This is a genomic window from Trueperaceae bacterium, assembly GCA_036381035.1.
Lineage (GTDB): Bacteria > Deinococcota > Deinococci > Deinococcales > Trueperaceae > DASRWD01.
In genome coordinates, this window is the sequence record DASVDQ010000012.1 from 40,001 (window position 1) to 55,176 (window position 15,176).

Genomic DNA, 15,176 nt, shown 5'->3' on the forward strand with positions numbered 1-15,176 from the left:
TCGACGCCTCGCCGCTGCGCGACCTCATGCCGGCGGGGCTGTCGAGGGACGCCGTCCTGAACGGGATCGCCTACGTGGAGGAGCGGGAGGTGTTCCTGCTCACGGGCAAGCTGTGGCCGAGCGCCTTCGAGGTGCGCCTCGTCGCGGCCCCGTCGCCTTGAGGGAACGCCAGACCGAGGGCCCGGCCGACCGAGGGCCCGGCCGATCGCGCCCGGTCCTCAGTCGTTCGCCGCGCCGCCGGAGTCGGACGAGGAGGAGCTCGAGTCGCCCTTCGACGCGCCCGAGCCGTTCGACGAGCTCGAGGACTTGCGGCTGTCGTTGACGTAGAAGCCCGAGCCCTTGAAGGCGATGCCGACGGGCTGGACCACGCGCTTCACCGGGTCGCCCGTGCGCGGGTCGACGGTCAGCGGGTCTTCGGTGATGCTCTGCTGGTGCTCGAAGGTCTCGTTGGTGACCAGGTTGCGGTACACGTAGACCGGCATCGTTCCTCCTGTACGCCATGCCGTGGTGGCTGCGGCCGAGGCTCCGCGGCGCCGCGCCCCAAGAGAAGACGCCCACGAAGCATGGCACTCGCGGACGCCGAGTGCCATCTTACATCTCCTGGTACGCTGATGCGCATGTCGCACGCGGCCTCCGCACCGGCCCTGGTGACAGTCCTGGGAGCCGGCGCTTGGGGCTCGACCCTCGCCCGTCTGCTCGCGAACAACGGCCACAGCGTCAGGCTGTGGACGCGCGACGAGGGGCACGCACGCGAGCTGGCCGCGACCCGCGAGAACGCCCGCTACCTGCCGGGCCTGCGTCTGCCGCCCGCGGTCACGCCCACCAGCGACCTCGACGAGGCCCTGGCCGGGGAGCCGCTGGCCTTCGCCGCCGTGCCGGCCCGCGCGCTGCGGTCGGTGCTCCGCGCGGCCAGGCGCCGTCCGGCCGCCGTCGTGTCGTGCGCCAAGGGCGTCGAGCCGAGCAGCGGGGAGCGCGGCGAGCCCGACTTCAAGCGCCTCTCCCAGGTCGTGGAGGAGGAGATGCCCGGGGTGCCCGTGGCGGCGCTCTCGGGGCCGAACCTCGCCAGGGAGATCGCCGACGGCAAGCCCGCCGCCACGACCGTGGCCAGCCTCGCGTCGCACCTCGCCCGCTGGGTGCAGGACCTGCTGCAGCAGGCCACGTTCCGCGTCTACACGAGCCCCGACCTCGTGGGCGTCGAGCTCGCCGGCGTGATGAAGAACGTGATCGCGCTGGCGGCCGGCATCTGCGACGGCCTGCGGCTGGGCGACAACGCCAAGTCGACCATCATCACCCGCGGTCTCGCCGAGACGGTCCGCTTCGGCACGAGGCTGGGCGGGCGCGAGCGCACGTTCTACGGCCTGGCGGGCCTCGGCGACGTCGTCGCCACGTGCGCCAGCCACCTCTCGCGGAACCACAGGGCGGGCGTGCTGCTCGCCGGGGGCGAGCGCGTCGACGGTCCGGCGATCTCGAGCCTCACGGCCGAGGGGCTCGGCACCGTGGCGGCCGTGCACGCGTTCGCGCGGGCGCACGACGTCGACCTCCCGATCACCGCGGAGGTCTACAGGGTCGCCTACGAGCGCAAGGACCCGCGCGAGGCGATCGACACCCTCATGTCCCGCGAGAGGAAGGCCGAATGAGCGCGATCACCGCCACGGGGCTGACGAAGCGTTACGGCGCCAAGGCCGCCGTGGACGACGCCAGCTTCTCGATCGAGCAGGGCGAGATCGTCGGTTTCCTGGGGCCGAACGGCGCCGGCAAGACGACCACCCTGCGCATGCTCGCCGGGCTCGTGAGGCCCACCGCCGGCTCCTGCACCGTGCTCGGCCGTCCCGTGCCGGGGGAGAGCCTGCGCGAGGTCGGGACGATGATCGAGGAGCCGACCTTCTACCCGTACCTGACCGGCCGGTCGAACCTGCGCCACGCCGCGCTGCTCCACGGCGACGTCCCGCCGGGCCGCGTCGACGAGGTGCTCGAGTTCGTGTCGCTGCAGGACGCCGCCGACAAGAAGGTCCGCGCCTACTCGCAGGGCATGAGGCAGCGCCTGGCGCTCGCCCGCGCCCTGCTGTGGCGGCCCAGGGTCCTGCTGCTGGACGAGCCGACGAACGGCCTCGACCCCGCCGGCATCGCCGAGGTGCGCGAGTCGCTGCGCAGCGTGGCCTCTCAGGGGGTGACCGTGCTGGTCTCGAGCCACATCCTCGCCGAGATCGAGAAGCTCGTCGACCGCATCCTGGCGATCGAGGCCGGCCGCATCGTGTTCGACGGGCCGCTGCGCGAGCTCGTCGAGCGCATGGGCGCCCCCACCGCGACCTACACGGTCACGGCCCGCGACCAGGCCGGCCTGCTCGCCGCGCTGCGGGAGCTCGGCTACGCTCCCACGGCGCGCGGCGAGGACGGCGCCGACGTCACCGTGCCCGCCGAGGAGGCCGAGTTCCTCATCGAGCGCCTGACGACCAAGGGCGTGCGCGTGACCTCCGCCGTCCAGCGCGGCGAGGACCTCGAGGGCGCCTACCTGCGCCTTATCGACCCCACCAGGAGGCCCTCGTGAACGCGGTAGCGGCCACCGTCAGGGCCGAGACGTTCAAGCTGCTGCGCAAGCGCCGCCTCTACGTCCTGGCGTTCCTCTACTGGGTGCTGCTCCCCGCGGTCGCGCTGCTGGTGGGCCGCCTCCTGTTCACGAACCTTAGCGAGTTCGAGAGGGAGGGCCTGCCCGTCACCGACCTGATGCAGTCGCTCTTCTCGGCGCACGGCCTGGCGAGCATCGCGCTCGCCGGCCCGGCCTACATGTCGCCGACGGCCTACATCATCGGGGTCGTGCTCCTGGCGGCGCTGTTCATCGGGGAGGAGCGCGGCCAGAACATGTGGAAGACGGTCCTCGTCGTCCAGCCCGACCGCCCCGCCGTCCTGACGGGCAAGCTGATCGTCACGATGGGCGCGCTGCTCGTCCTGATGCTCGGCGCGTTCCTCAGCTCGATCGTCTTCGGCACCGTGGGCATGTCGTTCCTGCCCACCGACCTCTCGGGCGACTGGCTCGGCCTCCTCGCCCTCTACCTGTGGCAGTGGGCGCACCTGCTCGCGGCGGTGCTGTTGGCCTTCCTGCTGGTCTTCCTCGTGCGCTCGGCCGTGCTGGGGATCGTCATGGTCCTGCTCCTGCCCGGCCTGATCGAGGGCCTCTACTCCGTCCTCAACACGCTCTTCAACCTCCAGCCCCTGACCCGCTTCAACGCGATCTTCCAGGCACTGAGGCTGCAGAGGGTGTGGGAGGCGGCCCCGCGCTACTTCTTCACCACGAACCTCTACGCGCCGGGCCGCTCGCCGGCGCGGGACGTGGCCGCCGAGCTCCTCGCGAGCGCCCCCTCCGGCCCCCAGGAGCTGGGGCCGCTGCAGCAGCTCATCGGGGGCGGCGTCTCGCTGGGCCACGCGTCGGCGGTGATGGCGGGCTACGCGGTCGTCTTCGGCGTGCTCCTCTTCTGGCTGTTCCGCCGGCGCGACGTCGACTAGCCGCGCGGGGCGCGGACCGACCTGCGGACGCCGCGCGGCAGGGCCGTTCCCCTCGACGCGTCCGGGGCGTCCGGGGCCCACGGGCTCCGCGCGGACGCACCCGCGCGCGGGGCGCGCCCGACGAGGTGGGCAACCCTCACGGGCCCTTTCGCGATAATGGCGCGCATGGAATGGGTCACCAGCCCGGAAGCGTGGATCGCGCTCCTCACCCTGACGGTCCTCGAGGTCGTCCTGGGCATCGACAACATCGTCTTCATCTCGATCCTGTCCGGGCGGCTCCCGGAGGCTCAGCGTCCGCGCGCGCGCGCGCTCGGCCTCGGCCTGGCGATGTTCACGCGCATACTGCTGCTGCTGTCGGTCGGCTGGCTCGCCCGCCTGACGACCGAGCTGTTCGGCGTGTTCGGCCACGGCGTCACGGGCCGTGACCTCGTGTTCCTGGCCGGCGGCCTCTTCCTGATCTACAAGGCCACGGGCGAGATCCACGAGCGCCTCGAGGGCCCCGGCCGCGAGGAGGAGCACGAGGTGCCCAACGCGGTCAGCTTCACCGCCGTCATCACCCAGATCGTGCTGCTCGACATCGTCTTCTCGCTGGACTCGGTGATCACCGCCGTCGGCATGGCGAACGACATCCCGGTGATGATCGCCGCCGTGGTCATCGCCGTCGGCGTCATGATGTTCTCCGCCGGGCCGATCAGCCGCTTCGTCGAGGAGCACCCCACGGTCAAGATGCTGGCGCTGGCGTTCCTCATCCTCATCGGCGTGACGCTCATCGCCGACGGCCTCGGCCAGCACATACCCAAGGGCTACATCTACTTCGCGATGGCCTTCAGCGTGGCCGTCGAGTTCCTCAACCAGCGCGCCGCCCACGTGGCCAGGCGGAAGGCGGCACCGGTGGAGCTGAGGAAGCCGCGTCCGCCCGTCGCCGCCCCGCGGCGCTGAGCCGAGGGCCGGCTGCCGCGAGCCGCCCCGCGGCGCTGAGCCGAGGGGCCCCCGCGGACCGTCACGCGGCGCGGGCCCGAGAGCGCGCCTCTTGGCGGCCGCGCGCGGCTCAGGCCCGGCTGCGCCTCTTCTGCTCGTACATGCGGGCGTCGGCGTAGGAGAGGAGGGCCTCGAAGGACTCGGCGTGGCTCGGGTAGAGCGCTGCGCCGACGCTGGCGCCCAGGCTGACCGCCACGCCCTCGAGGTTGATGGGCTCCTCGATAGCGGCGACGAGGCGCTCGGCGACCTTCTCCACGCCCCGCTCGTCGGCGCCGGCCAGCAGCACGGCGAACTCGTCGCCGGAGAGGCGCGCGACCATCTCGCCCGGCCTCACGTTCTGCTTGAGCCGCTGACCTATCACGCTCAGCACGCGGTCGCCGGTCTCGTGGCCGTGCGTGTCGTTCACGAGCTTGAAGCCGTTGAGGTCGAAGTAGAGCAGCGCCATCGGCACCGCCTGCCGCCTCAGGACCCAGAAACGCGACTTCAGGTGCCGCCGGTTCGGCAGCCCCGTGAGGTCGTCGTGGTTCATCATCTCGACGGCCTGCCTGAGCACGTTCTTGTAGTGCGTGATGCTGCGGAACTGGACGATCAGGTGGTCCTCGCCCAGCGGCAGGATCGTGACGGCGAACCAGGCCGGCTGGCCGGGCGCCGCCGAGAACGGGTCGGAGGCGCGCTCCTGGCCCGCCCGCACGGGCAGCGCCTGCTCGAACTCCTGCACGCGGCCGCTCACGTGGGCCGTGACGAGCCGGCGGTAGATGCGCGGGTCGAGGTAGTCGGGGTAGACGCTGCGCACGCGGCGGCCGACGAAGTCGTCGCGGGAGACGCCGAGGAACTCCGCGGCGGCCGGGTTGAGGTCGACCCACTCGAAGTCCGCGAGTCGGCCCGACTCGCTCCTCACGGCCTTGAAGACGACGAGGCCGTACGGGGCGGTGCGGAAGTAGTCGGGCCACAGCTCGGCCGCCAGGGCAGCGGGGCGTCCCTCGATCGTCGTCACGTCGAGCACCGCCAACATCTTAGCCACAGTGACCCACAACGGCCGCGGGCGCTTCGTCCCGCCCTCATGGGACGGCCTCCTCGTCGCCCCGAGCCGCCGGCAGGCCCCGCCGCGACCACTCGCTCCACGAGCCCGGGTAGAGCCTCACGCCGCTCAGGCCCGCGACCTCCAGCGCCAGCACCAGGTGCGCCGCGCTCACCCCAGACCCGCAGTAGACGACCACGTCGGCGTCCGCCGGCAGCGCCGCGACGCGGTGCACGGACCGCAGCTCGTCGGGGTCGAGTAGCCCGTCCTCCCCCATGCTGCTCGTGTACGGCCGGTTCACGGCGCCGGGGATGTGGCCCGCCACCGCGTCGAGCGGCTCCACCTCGCCGCGGTAGCGCTCGGGCGCCCGCGCGTCGAGCAGGACCAGGCGCCCGTCGCCCAGCCGTCCGAGCAGCTCCTCGGCCTCCGCGACCATGTCGCGCCGCGGGCGCGCGGTGAAGGTCGCCGGCTCGTGGCGCGGCACCGCCGCGGTCACGGGTCCGCCGGCGGCCAGGTAAGCGCGGTAGCCGCCGTCGAGGAAGCGGACCCGCTCGTGGCCCAGGTAGCGCAGGAGCCACCAGGCGCGCGCCGCGTACATCGTGCCGGTCTGGTCGTAGACGACGACCTCGTGCGCGTCGCCCACGCCGAGCTCGGCGAGCCGGCCGGCCAGCGCCGCCAGGTCGGGGAGCGGATGCCGGCCGCGCAGGCCGGGCGGCGCGGCCAGGTCGCGGTCGAGGTCGAGGTAGACGGCGCCGGGCACGTGGCCCTCCGCGTACAGCGCCGGTCCGACCGACGGGTCGGTGAGCTCGAAGCGGGCGTCCACGACGCGGAGGCCCGGCTCCCCGAGGCGGGAGACCAGCTCCCGGGCGCCGACGAGCGGCGACGCGGCGGGCCGGCCCGCTGCGCCCGAGGAGCTCTCATGCATGTCTCAGATTGTAGCCCGCTCGGCGAGGCCGCCCGGCTATCCTCGCCGGGTGCGCCGCCGCGTCGACAGCCCCAAGAACCCCCTCGTCACCGAGGTGATCGCGCTGAAGGAGCGCAGGCGCCGCGCCCGCAGCGGGCACTTCCTGGTCGAGGGCGCGAGGGAGGCGGAGCGGGCGCTGGCCTCCGGCGTCGCGCCGCGGACGCTGCTCATCGCCCCCGACCTCGCCCCGCGGCGCGTCGCGGAACCGCTGGCCGCCGCCGCCGAGGCGGCCGGCGCCGAGGTCGTGGAGCTCTCGGCGGCGGCTTTCGAGCGGCTCAGCCTGCGGCAGAACCCTGACGGCGTCGCGCTGGTCGCGGTCGCGCCGGACCGGCGCCTGGCGCCGGAGGCCGACCTCGGCGGCGGGCCCGTGCTCGTGCTCGACGGGCTCGAGAAGCCGGGCAACGTCGGCGCCCTGCTGCGCACGGCCGACGCCGCCGGCGCCACCGCCGTGGTCGTTACCGGGGAGGGCACGGACGTGGAGAACCCGCACGTCGTCAGGGCGAGCCAGGGCAGCCTCTTCGCCTTGCCCATCTACGTGGCGCCACGCGACGAGGCTCTCGCCGCGCTGAAGGGGCGGGGGTTCCGGCTCGTGGCCGCCTCGCCGCGCGCCGGGCTGGCCCACTGGGAGGCCGACCTGACCGGCGCCGTCGCGCTGGCCCTCGGCACCGAGGACCGCGGTCTCGACCCCGCCGTGGAGGCCGCGGCCGACGTGCTCGTCAGGGTGCCGATGCTCTCGCGCGCCGCCGACAGCCTCAACGTCGCCGCGGCGGGCGCGGTAGTGCTTTACGAGGCGCTCAGGCAGCGGTCGCGGTGACCCGGGCCGGTGCAGGGGGCCGAGGGAGGCGCGCGGGGCTCGCGCGCGGCGAGGCGGTCGCGGCCGCCGTCGGCCGGGGCGGGCTCAGGCCTCGGTCACGTGGCCCTTGGCGAGCAGCCGCTTGACCTCCTCGCGGAAGTCCTTGCCCTCGAGCGGCTTGACCACGACGGAGTCGGCGTGCGCGAGCCGGGCGGACTCCAGGGTCACCTCGTCGCGCAGCGCGGTGAGGATCATCACCGGCACGGACTTCAGGCGGCTGACCTTCTTCATGCGCCGGCAGACCTCGATGCCGTCGACGTTCGGCATGCGCACGTCGAGTATGGCCAGGTCGGGGGTGTTGTTCTTCAGGTACTCGAGGGCCTGCGCCCCGTCCTCGACGAGGTGGACCTCGAAGCCTTCGACCGACAGCAGCATGTCGAGGACCATGCGCTGGCCCGCCAGGTCCTCGGCGACAAGGATCTTCGCCACGCACCGAGCTTAGGGGACTCCGGCTCACAGAATCGTCAGAAGCGCCACTGTGGGCCTGCGGGCTAGTACCGTGGAGCTGGCCTACGTTCGATGGGAGGCACCTATGCTCAAGGAGTTCCGCGAGTTCATCAACCGGGGCAACGTCCTCGACCTCGCCGTCGCCGTGGTGATCGGGGCGGCGTTCGGCGCCGTGACGTCGTCGCTCGTCGACCAGGTGCTGATGCCGGTCATCGGCCTGATCGTCGGCGGCGTCGACTTCAGCAACCTCGGCATCATCCTGCGGGGCCGGGACCTCTACGACTCGGTGCCAGAGGCCGTGGCCGCCGGGGCGCCGGTGATCCAGTACGGGGCCTTCCTCAACACGGTCATCAACTTCGTCATCGTCGCGTTCGCCATGTTCCTCGTCGTCAGGGCGTTCAACCAGATGCGCCGGCGCTTCGAGCGGCCGGTCGAGGCGGCGGCGCCCGAGCCGACGGCCGAGGAGAGGCTGCTCGCCGAGATCCGCGACCTGCTGGCCGCCCGGCGCGAGATGCCCTGAGGCCTCAGTAGAGGATCATCAGCTCGAGGTGCGCCGGGCCGGCGCGCGAGACGGGCTCGGTGGCCACCAGGCCGATGGTCACCGGCCCGCTGAGGCGCAGGAGCATGTTCGTGAACATCTCCTCCGTCACCGGCCCGAAGTCGGGTAGCTGGCCCTCGTCGAGGCCGGCGCGCCGCATCTTCCTCACGGCGTCCGCCTTGAGGTTCGCCAGCGCCGTGCGTATCTCGTCCTGGCTTATGGGCAGCTCGGGCGAGCCCAGGTGGAGCTGCGTGCTCACGATGAGCTGACCGCGCTGGAACAGCACGGTGTTCTCGATCGCCTCGACGAGCACGTCGATCGTCGAGCTGATCTGGTTGCTGGGCGAGATCAGGCGGATCAGGTCCTCGCCGGGCGTCTGGACGATCACGTCGACGAGCAGGTTGAACTGCTCGGTGGTGACGCGGATGCGCTCGACGCCGCGGCGGGAGACGTACTCGGTAGCGTCGGCGATGAAGGCCGCGAGCTGCTCGCGCGCCTCGGCCGGCGTGGTGGCGTGGACCGCGCCCGAGTAGATGAGCTGGTCGCGCACGAAGTAGACGTCGCCGCGCTCGAACCTGTCAGCCTCCTGCTGCAGGTCCGCCAGCTCCCGAGCCTGGTTCTCGACCTCCTCACGGAGCTGGTCGACCTCGCCCTGCAGGGCCTGGAGGTCCTCGTTGCGGCGCCTGATCTCCGCCTCGAGGCTCTCGTTCAGCTCGCCCAGCGACGTGTTCTGCTGCTGCAGCCTCTCGTTCTGGCTCGCCAGGCCGGCGTTCGCCTCGCGCAGGGCCTGGTTCTGCGACTCGAGCTCGGCCGCCTGCTGACGCAGCTCCTCCGCCGTGCCCTCGAGGGCCTCGACCTCCTCGTTGAGCGCGGCGAGGCGCTGCGTCAGCTCGGCGCTCTCGCCGATCGCCGCGTCGCGCTCGGCGAGGGCGGCGTCGCGCGCCGCCTGGGCCTCGTCGCGCGCGCGTTCGGCGGCGGCCTGGGCCGCCTCCGCGGCGGCCAGCTCCTGCTCGGCGGCGGCCAGCCTGGCCTCCGCCGAGCGCACCTGCTCCTGCGCGTCGCTGAGCTGGATCCCGGCCTGGACGAGCTGCTCCTCGAGTTCGGCCAGCTCCTCGTTGGCCTGCTGCAGCGCCTGCTGCGCCTGGTTCGCCTCCTGCACGCGGCGCGCCGCCTCGGCCTGAGCGTCCTGAGCCTCCTGCAGGGCGGCGTCGCGGTCGGCGCGCGCCTGCTCCAGCGCCGCGGTGGCCGCCGCCAGCTCGTCCTCGGCCGCGGCGAGCTGCTCCTGCGTCGACAGGAGCTGGGCCTCGGTCTGCTCCACGGCCTGCGCCGCCTGGTCCACGCGGTCCTGCAGCTCGTCGCGCTGCTGCAGGAGCTGGTCGCGCTCCGCCAGGGCCTGGTCGCGTGCCACCAGGGCGGCGTCGCGCTGCTCCTCGGCCGTGCGGATCGTCTCCTGCGCCTCCTCGAGCGCCGCGCGCAGCTCGGCGAGCTGGGCGTTCGCGTCGGCGACGTTCTGGTTCAGCACGCGCTCCTGGACCCGGAGCCGGTTGAGCTCGTCGAGCGTGCGCTGGAAGTTGAGGAGCGTCTGGGTCGCGTTCTCGAAGGCCAGCGCCAGCACGCCGAGCGTCGTCAGCATGATGAGGATGCCCGCCATGACGCCGACGATCTGGCCCGTCCGCCTGGGCCTGGCGCCGAACAGCGACAGGCGCCGGCGCCCCACGTAGGTGCCGAGCCTGTCGCCGGCGAACGCGATGATGCCCGCCAGCACCACCAGTCCCAGCACGAGCAGGACGATGAACGTCATGCCGCCGGTTCCCCCTGAGCGCCGGCCCCGGGCATGGTCAGAGCTGGAAGTCGCTCCCGAGGTAGGAGGTCCGCACCTCGGGGTCGGCGGCGAAGTCCGCCGGGGTGCCGTCGAAGCGCACCCGGCCGTCGAACATGAGCACCACGCGGTCGGCGATGGCCAGGGTCTCCCTCACGCTGTGGTCGGTGAGGAGCACGCCCAGGCCGCGCCGGGCCCTGAGGTCGTGGATGAGGGTCTGGATCTCGCGGATCGACTTCGGGTCGACGCCGGTGAACGGCTCGTCGAGCAGCAGGAAGTCCGGGTCGATCGTGAGGCTGCGGGCGATCTCCAGGCGCCTCCGCTCGCCGCCGGAGAGCGTGTCGGCGCGGTGGTGCGCCAGGTGGCTGAGGTGGAACTCCTCGAGGAGGGCGTCGGCGCGCCGCTCCTGCTCGCGCCTCGTCAGCCTCTGGAACTCGAGGATCGCCATGAGGTTGTCGCGCACCGTCATGCGGCGGAAGGCGCTCGGCTCCTGCGCCAGGTAGCCGAGGCCGAGGCGCGCCCGCCGGTGCATGGGCAGCCGCGTGATGTCCTCGCCGCCGAGCCTGATGGTGCCGGAGTTGGGCCTCACGAACCCGACGATCATGTAGAAGCTCGTCGTCTTCCCCGCCCCGTTGGGGCCGAGCAGCGCGACGATCTCCCCGCGCCTGAGCTCGAGGTCGAGCGCGTCCACGACCTTGCGCCTGCCGTACCGCTTCGACAAGCCGCGGGCCGAGAGCACCTTGGCGGCGCCCTGCGCTCCGGACGCGCCCCGGGCGGCCGCGGCGGCGGGCGGTACCTCGCCAGCCCCGTCAGGCACGCTGTTCAGGGCGCTCATAGGGTCGCATGCTAGCACGGCGCCCCAGCGCCGCCTGGTGAGGCACCTCGCCGCAGCTCAGGCGTCGAGCAGGGCCACGAACGGGTCCTCGAGGGCCGTGCACACCCACCTGAGGAAGCGGGCGGCGGCGGCGCCGTCGATGAGCCGGTGGTCGTAGGTCAGGGCCAGCGGCATGACCGTGCGCGGCACGAACTGGCCGGCCTCCTCGTCCCACACGGGCTCGACCGCGGCGCGCGAGACGCCGAGGATCGCCACGTCCGGCGGGTTCACGATGGGCGTGAAGTTCGTGCCGCCGATGCCGCCCAGGTTCGAGACCGAGAAGTTGCCGCCCTGCATCTCCTCCAGGGTCAGCTTGCGCTCGCGCGCCTTCTCCGCCAGCTCGCCGAGCTCCTTGGCCAGCTCGACGATGCCCTTGCGGTCGACGTCCCTCACGACCGGCACCAGCAGCCCGGCGTCGGTGTCGACGGCGACCCCGACGTTCACGTAGCGCTTGCGCACGACCTCCTGCTTCTCGACGTCGATCGAGGAGTTGAAGTCGGGGAAGCGCCGCAGCGCCAGGCCTACGACCTTGAGGAGCACCGCCGTGGGGGTCAGCTTGGCGCCGACCTTGTCGGCCTCCCTCTGGTAGCGCTTGCGGAAGCGCTCGAGGTCGGTGACGTCGGCCCTGTCGAAGTGCGTGACCATGGGCACCGTCGCCCACGCCGTCGACATCGAGCGCACCGTGGCCTTGCGTATCCCGCTCATCGGCACGCGCTCGACCTCGCCCCAGCGGCTGAAGTCGGGCAGCGGCGGCGCGGCGGGCGCCCCCGCGGCGGGCCTGGCCTGGACGCCGGCGGCGGCCCGGCGCACGTCGTTCGCCGAGATGCGACCCAGCAGGCCGGTGCCCTGGACGGCCCGGATGTCTACGCCCAGCTCGCGCGCCAGGCGCCTCACCGACGGGGCGGCGGGGACGAGGTGCCGGCCGTCGCGGCCCGGCTCCGCGGCGGCGCCCTCCCCCGCCCCGGCCGGGCGCGGCGCGGCGGCGGGCTCGGCGGCGGCGGGCGCGCGCTCCTCGCGGTTCGGCGCCGGGGGCTGCGCGGGGACTGGCTGCTCGGCCGCCTGCGGCTCCGCCGCGGGCTCGGCGGGCTCCGCCGCCTCTGTCTCGGCCGGCTCGGCGGGCTCCGCCGGGGCCGCCGCCTCGGCTGACGCGCCCTCCTCGACCACCACGAGCACCGCGCCGATGGGGGCCTCGTCGCCCTCCTTGACGTTCACCTGCTTCACGACGCCGGAGGCGGTGGACGGCACCTCGACGACGGCCTTGTCGGTCTCCAGCTCGACGAGCGGCTGGTCCTTGTGGATCCTGTCGCCGGGCTTGACCAGCACGCTGACGACGGTGCCGGCCTCTATGCCCTCGCCGACATCGGGAAGCCTCACCTCGGTGGCCACTAGAGCTCCTCCACGCGGACGTCAGTCATGGTAGGGGTCGCCCTTGTCGGGGCTGATGCCCAGCGCGTCCCGCGCCCTCACGACGGCGCTGGCCTCGAGCTGACCCTCCTGCGCCAGGGCGTGGAGCGTGGCCAGCACGACGTGCCGCGCGTCGACCTCGAAGAAGTCGCGCAGCTCCGCCCTGGCCTCGCTGCGTCCGAAGCCGTCGGTGCCGAGGCTGACCATGGGCCGCGGCAGGTAGCGCGCCAGCACGTCGGGCAGCACCTTCATGTAGTCGCTGGCGGCGACGAGCGGGCCCTTCGTCCTCTCGAGCGCGCGGTAGACGTAGGGGCGCTCCGGCGGCTCGTCGGGATGGAGCCTGTTGCGGCGGTCGGTCTCGAGCGCGTCGCGGTAGAGCGCCTTGTACGAGGTGACGCTCCAGACGTCGGCGGCGACGTCGTAGTCGCGCTCGAGGATCTCCTGCGCCTCGAGCACGCAGTTCATGATGCTGCCCGACCCGAAGAGCTGGGCGCGCAGCTTCGCCCGCTTCTTGCCGCTGGGCCGGAACAGGTAGAGGCCCCGCAGGACGCCGTCGCGGAGCTCGTCGCGCGAGAGGTGCTCCGGCGCGCCCGGCTGCACGTAGTTCTCGTTGCCGATCGTCACGTAGTAGAAGACGTCGTCCTGCTCCTCGTACATGCGCCGGAAGCCCTCGTGGACGATGATCGCCAGCTCGTGGGCGAAGGCGGGGTCGTAGGCGAGGAGGTTCGGGACGGGCAGCGCGAGGACGTGGGAGTTGCCGTCCTGGTGCTGCAGGCCCTCGCCGGCGAGCGTGGTGCGGCCGGCCGTGCCGCCGAAGAGGAAGCCCTTGGCGCGGCTGTCGGCGGCGGCCCACACGAGGTCGCCGACGCGCTGCAGGCCGAACATCGAGTAGAAGAGGTAGAAGGGCACGGTCGTCACGCCGTAGTTGGCGTAGGCGGTGCCGGCCGCGATGAACGACGCCATCGAACCGGCCTCGGTGATGCCCTCCTCGAGGATCTGTCCGTCGCGCGACTCCTTGTAGTAGAGGAGGTTGGCGGAGTCGACCGGCTCGTAGAGCTGGCCGACCGGCGAGTAGATGCCGATCTGGCGGAACAGCGCCTCCATGCCGAAGGTGCGCGCCTCGTCCGGCACGATCGGGACGATCAGCTTGCCCCAGCGCTCGTCCCTGACGAGCTTGCGGAGGAGGCTGACGGCGATCATCGTCGTGGACACGGCGCGGTCGCCGGACGGCTCGAGGAACTCCTCGAACAGGGCGAAGTCGGGGGCCGGCATCGGCGCGACGTCCACGACGCGCTCGGGGTGGAAGCCGCCGAGCTCGCGCCGGCGCTCCATGAGGTACCTGTGCTCGGGGCTGTCTGGGTCGAGCCGCAGGAACGGCTTGTTCTTGATCTCCTCGTCGCTGATGGGCAGGTTGAAGCGGTCGCGGAACGCCCTCATCTCGTTCTCGTCGAGCTTCTTCGCCTGGTGCGCGACGTTCTGCCCCTCGCCGGCCGAGCCCATGCCGTAGCCCTTGACGGTGCGCGCGATGATGACCGTCGGCTGGCCCTTGTGCTCCGTGGCGGCCTTGAACGCGGCGTAGATCTTCACGGGGTCGTGTCCGCCGCGGTTGAGCCGGTTGAAGTCCTCGTCGGTGAAGTCGGCGACCAACGCCTTGAGCTCCGGCGTGTTGAAGAAGCGCTCCTTGAGCTCGGGGCCGCCGAACGCCGCGTAGCGCTGCGACTCGCCGTCGACGAGCTCCTCGAACCGCTTGACGAGCACGCCGTCCTTGTCGCGCTTCAGGAGCTCGTCCCAGGCGCTGCCCCAGGCGACCTTGATGACGTTCCAGCCGGAGCCGCGGAAGATGCCCTCGAGCTCCTGGATGATCTGGCCGTTGCCGTAGACGGGTCCGTCGAGCCTCTGCAGGTTGGCGTTGACGACCCAGATGAGGTTGTCGAGCTTCGAGCGCGCGGCCACGCGGATCGCGCCGAGGGTCTCGGGCTCGTCCGTCTCGCCGTCGCCGATGAACGCCCACACCTTGCCGCTGCCCTTGGGGTAGAGCCCGCGGTCCTCGAGGTAGCGCCTGAAGCGCGCCTGGTAGATCGACATGATGGGCCCGAGGCCCATGGAGACCGTGGGGAAGCTCCAGAAGTGGGGCATCAGCCACGGGTGCGGGTACGAGGAGACGCCGGGCGGGTCGGCTAGCTCGCGGCGGAAGTTGAGGAGCTGCTCCTCGGTGATGCGTCCCTCGAGGTAGGCGCGGGCGTAGAAGCCCGGCGTGGCGTGGCCCTGGAAGTAGACGAGGTCGGCGTCAGGGCCCTTCTCGCGTCCGCGGAAGAAGTGGTTCTGGCCGACCTCGTAGAGGTTCGCCGCCGACGCGTACGTGGCGATGTGCCCGCCGATGCCGGGCGACTCGGTGTTCGCGTGGACGACCATCGCCATCGCGTTCCAGCGGATCATGTTCGTGATCCGCTTCTCGATCTCGAGGTCGCCCGGGTACTCGGGCTGCTGCTCGACGGGGATCGTGTTGACGTAGGTGGTGTCGGACTCGAACGGCAGCCTGACGCCGTGCCGCTCGGCGTGGGCCTCCAGGGCGTCGAGGATCTCCTGGACGCGCTCCGGCCCGCCGCTCGCCAGCACGTAGTCGAGCGACTCCAGCCACTCGCGCATCTCCAGGCTGTTGAGCTCGCGCAGCTCCGACGGCTCCAGCTGGGACCTGTCTAGGTCCAGTAGCTGGTCGAGTACGTCTGCCATCTCTCCGGTCCTCTCACCGCCTGGCGCGGTAGCGCGGGCAGGCGGGTCATCAC

The 15,176-nt window shown here is 72.3% G+C and carries 15 protein-coding genes (1 of these 15 cut by a window edge); 7 read left to right on the top strand and 8 right to left on the bottom strand.

All coding sequences use genetic code 11. From position 1 onward, the window contains the following. Positions 1-161: the final stretch of a glutaminyl-peptide cyclotransferase gene (locus tag VF202_01520; protein ID HEX7038773.1), read on the top strand. Its footprint begins 628 nt before the window's first position; the window shows 161 of its 789 coding nt (coding positions 629-789); its start codon lies beyond the left edge, outside the window; it ends in the stop codon at positions 159-161. A 57-nt stretch (positions 162-218) separates the two neighbouring features. Here VF202_01520 and VF202_01525 read toward each other — a convergent pair whose 3' ends face one another. Next, positions 219-482 (bottom strand): FmdB family transcriptional regulator, encoded by a 264-nt coding sequence (locus tag VF202_01525; protein ID HEX7038774.1) that lies wholly within the window; start codon positions 480-482, stop codon positions 219-221. A gap of 135 nt (positions 483-617) precedes the next feature. On the opposite strand from VF202_01525, the gene VF202_01530 reads away from it, so the two are divergent. The 4 genes from VF202_01530 (at position 618) to VF202_01545 (ending at position 4,437) form a co-directional block, all read left to right on the top strand. After that, positions 618-1,637, top strand: coding sequence for an NAD(P)H-dependent glycerol-3-phosphate dehydrogenase (locus VF202_01530; GenBank protein HEX7038775.1), 1,020 nt, complete (start codon positions 618-620; stop codon positions 1,635-1,637). Continuing rightward, positions 1,634-2,545, top strand: coding sequence for an ABC transporter ATP-binding protein (locus tag VF202_01535; protein ID HEX7038776.1), 912 nt, complete (start codon positions 1,634-1,636; stop codon positions 2,543-2,545). The genes VF202_01530 and VF202_01535 overlap by 4 nt, the downstream gene beginning before the upstream one ends. Next, complete coding sequence (locus VF202_01540) at positions 2,542-3,498, top strand: ABC transporter permease (protein HEX7038777.1); 957 nt, start codon at positions 2,542-2,544, stop codon at positions 3,496-3,498. Before VF202_01535 ends, VF202_01540 begins: the two co-directional genes overlap by 4 nt. A gap of 165 nt (positions 3,499-3,663) precedes the next feature. Then, positions 3,664-4,437 (top strand): TerC family protein, encoded by a 774-nt coding sequence (locus tag VF202_01545; GenBank protein HEX7038778.1) that lies wholly within the window; start codon positions 3,664-3,666, stop codon positions 4,435-4,437. A gap of 109 nt (positions 4,438-4,546) precedes the next feature. On the opposite strand, the gene VF202_01550 is transcribed toward VF202_01545, so the two are convergent. Both VF202_01550 and VF202_01555 read right to left on the bottom strand, forming a co-directional pair. After that, the gene (locus VF202_01550; protein HEX7038779.1) at positions 4,547-5,479 is read right to left on the bottom strand and encodes a GGDEF domain-containing protein; all 933 of its coding nucleotides are present in this window, start codon (positions 5,477-5,479) and stop codon (positions 4,547-4,549) included. Between the two features lie 55 nt (positions 5,480-5,534). Continuing rightward, positions 5,535-6,419, bottom strand: a complete 885-nt coding sequence (locus tag VF202_01555) for a sulfurtransferase (GenBank protein ID HEX7038780.1) — start codon at positions 6,417-6,419, stop codon at positions 5,535-5,537. Positions 6,420-6,468: 49 nt separating this feature from the next. Between VF202_01555 and VF202_01560 the strand changes: the two genes are divergently transcribed. Beyond that, positions 6,469-7,272 carry a TrmH family RNA methyltransferase gene (locus VF202_01560; protein ID HEX7038781.1) on the top strand — a complete coding sequence of 268 codons (804 nt, stop codon included), beginning with the start codon at positions 6,469-6,471 and terminating at the stop codon, positions 7,270-7,272. A gap of 84 nt (positions 7,273-7,356) precedes the next feature. Here VF202_01560 and VF202_01565 read toward each other — a convergent pair whose 3' ends face one another. Continuing rightward, positions 7,357-7,740 (bottom strand): response regulator, encoded by a 384-nt coding sequence (locus tag VF202_01565; protein HEX7038782.1) that lies wholly within the window; start codon positions 7,738-7,740, stop codon positions 7,357-7,359. A gap of 103 nt (positions 7,741-7,843) precedes the next feature. Here VF202_01565 and mscL point away from each other — a divergent pair, with 103 nt between their 5' ends. Further along, positions 7,844-8,278, top strand: coding sequence for a large-conductance mechanosensitive channel protein MscL (gene mscL / locus VF202_01570; protein ID HEX7038783.1), 435 nt, complete (start codon positions 7,844-7,846; stop codon positions 8,276-8,278). Positions 8,279-8,282: 4 nt separating this feature from the next. Here mscL and VF202_01575 read toward each other — a convergent pair whose 3' ends face one another. Genes VF202_01575 through aceE form a run of 4 tightly spaced genes read right to left on the bottom strand, consistent with a single transcriptional unit; the run spans position 8,283 to position 15,123 of the window. Next, positions 8,283-10,097 carry a DUF3084 domain-containing protein gene (locus tag VF202_01575; GenBank protein HEX7038784.1) on the bottom strand — a complete coding sequence of 605 codons (1,815 nt, stop codon included), beginning with the start codon at positions 10,095-10,097 and terminating at the stop codon, positions 8,283-8,285. A gap of 37 nt (positions 10,098-10,134) precedes the next feature. Next, positions 10,135-10,950 carry an LPS export ABC transporter ATP-binding protein gene (lptB, locus tag VF202_01580; GenBank protein ID HEX7038785.1) on the bottom strand — a complete coding sequence of 272 codons (816 nt, stop codon included), beginning with the start codon at positions 10,948-10,950 and terminating at the stop codon, positions 10,135-10,137. A 57-nt stretch (positions 10,951-11,007) separates the two neighbouring features. After that, entirely contained in the window at positions 11,008-12,363 is a 1,356-nt protein-coding gene (locus VF202_01585) for a 2-oxo acid dehydrogenase subunit E2 (protein HEX7038786.1), read from the bottom strand. 33 nt (positions 12,364-12,396) lie between these two features. Next, positions 12,397-15,123 carry a pyruvate dehydrogenase (acetyl-transferring), homodimeric type gene (gene aceE / locus VF202_01590; protein HEX7038787.1) on the bottom strand — a complete coding sequence of 909 codons (2,727 nt, stop codon included), beginning with the start codon at positions 15,121-15,123 and terminating at the stop codon, positions 12,397-12,399. Positions 15,124-15,176 lie beyond the last annotated feature (53 nt).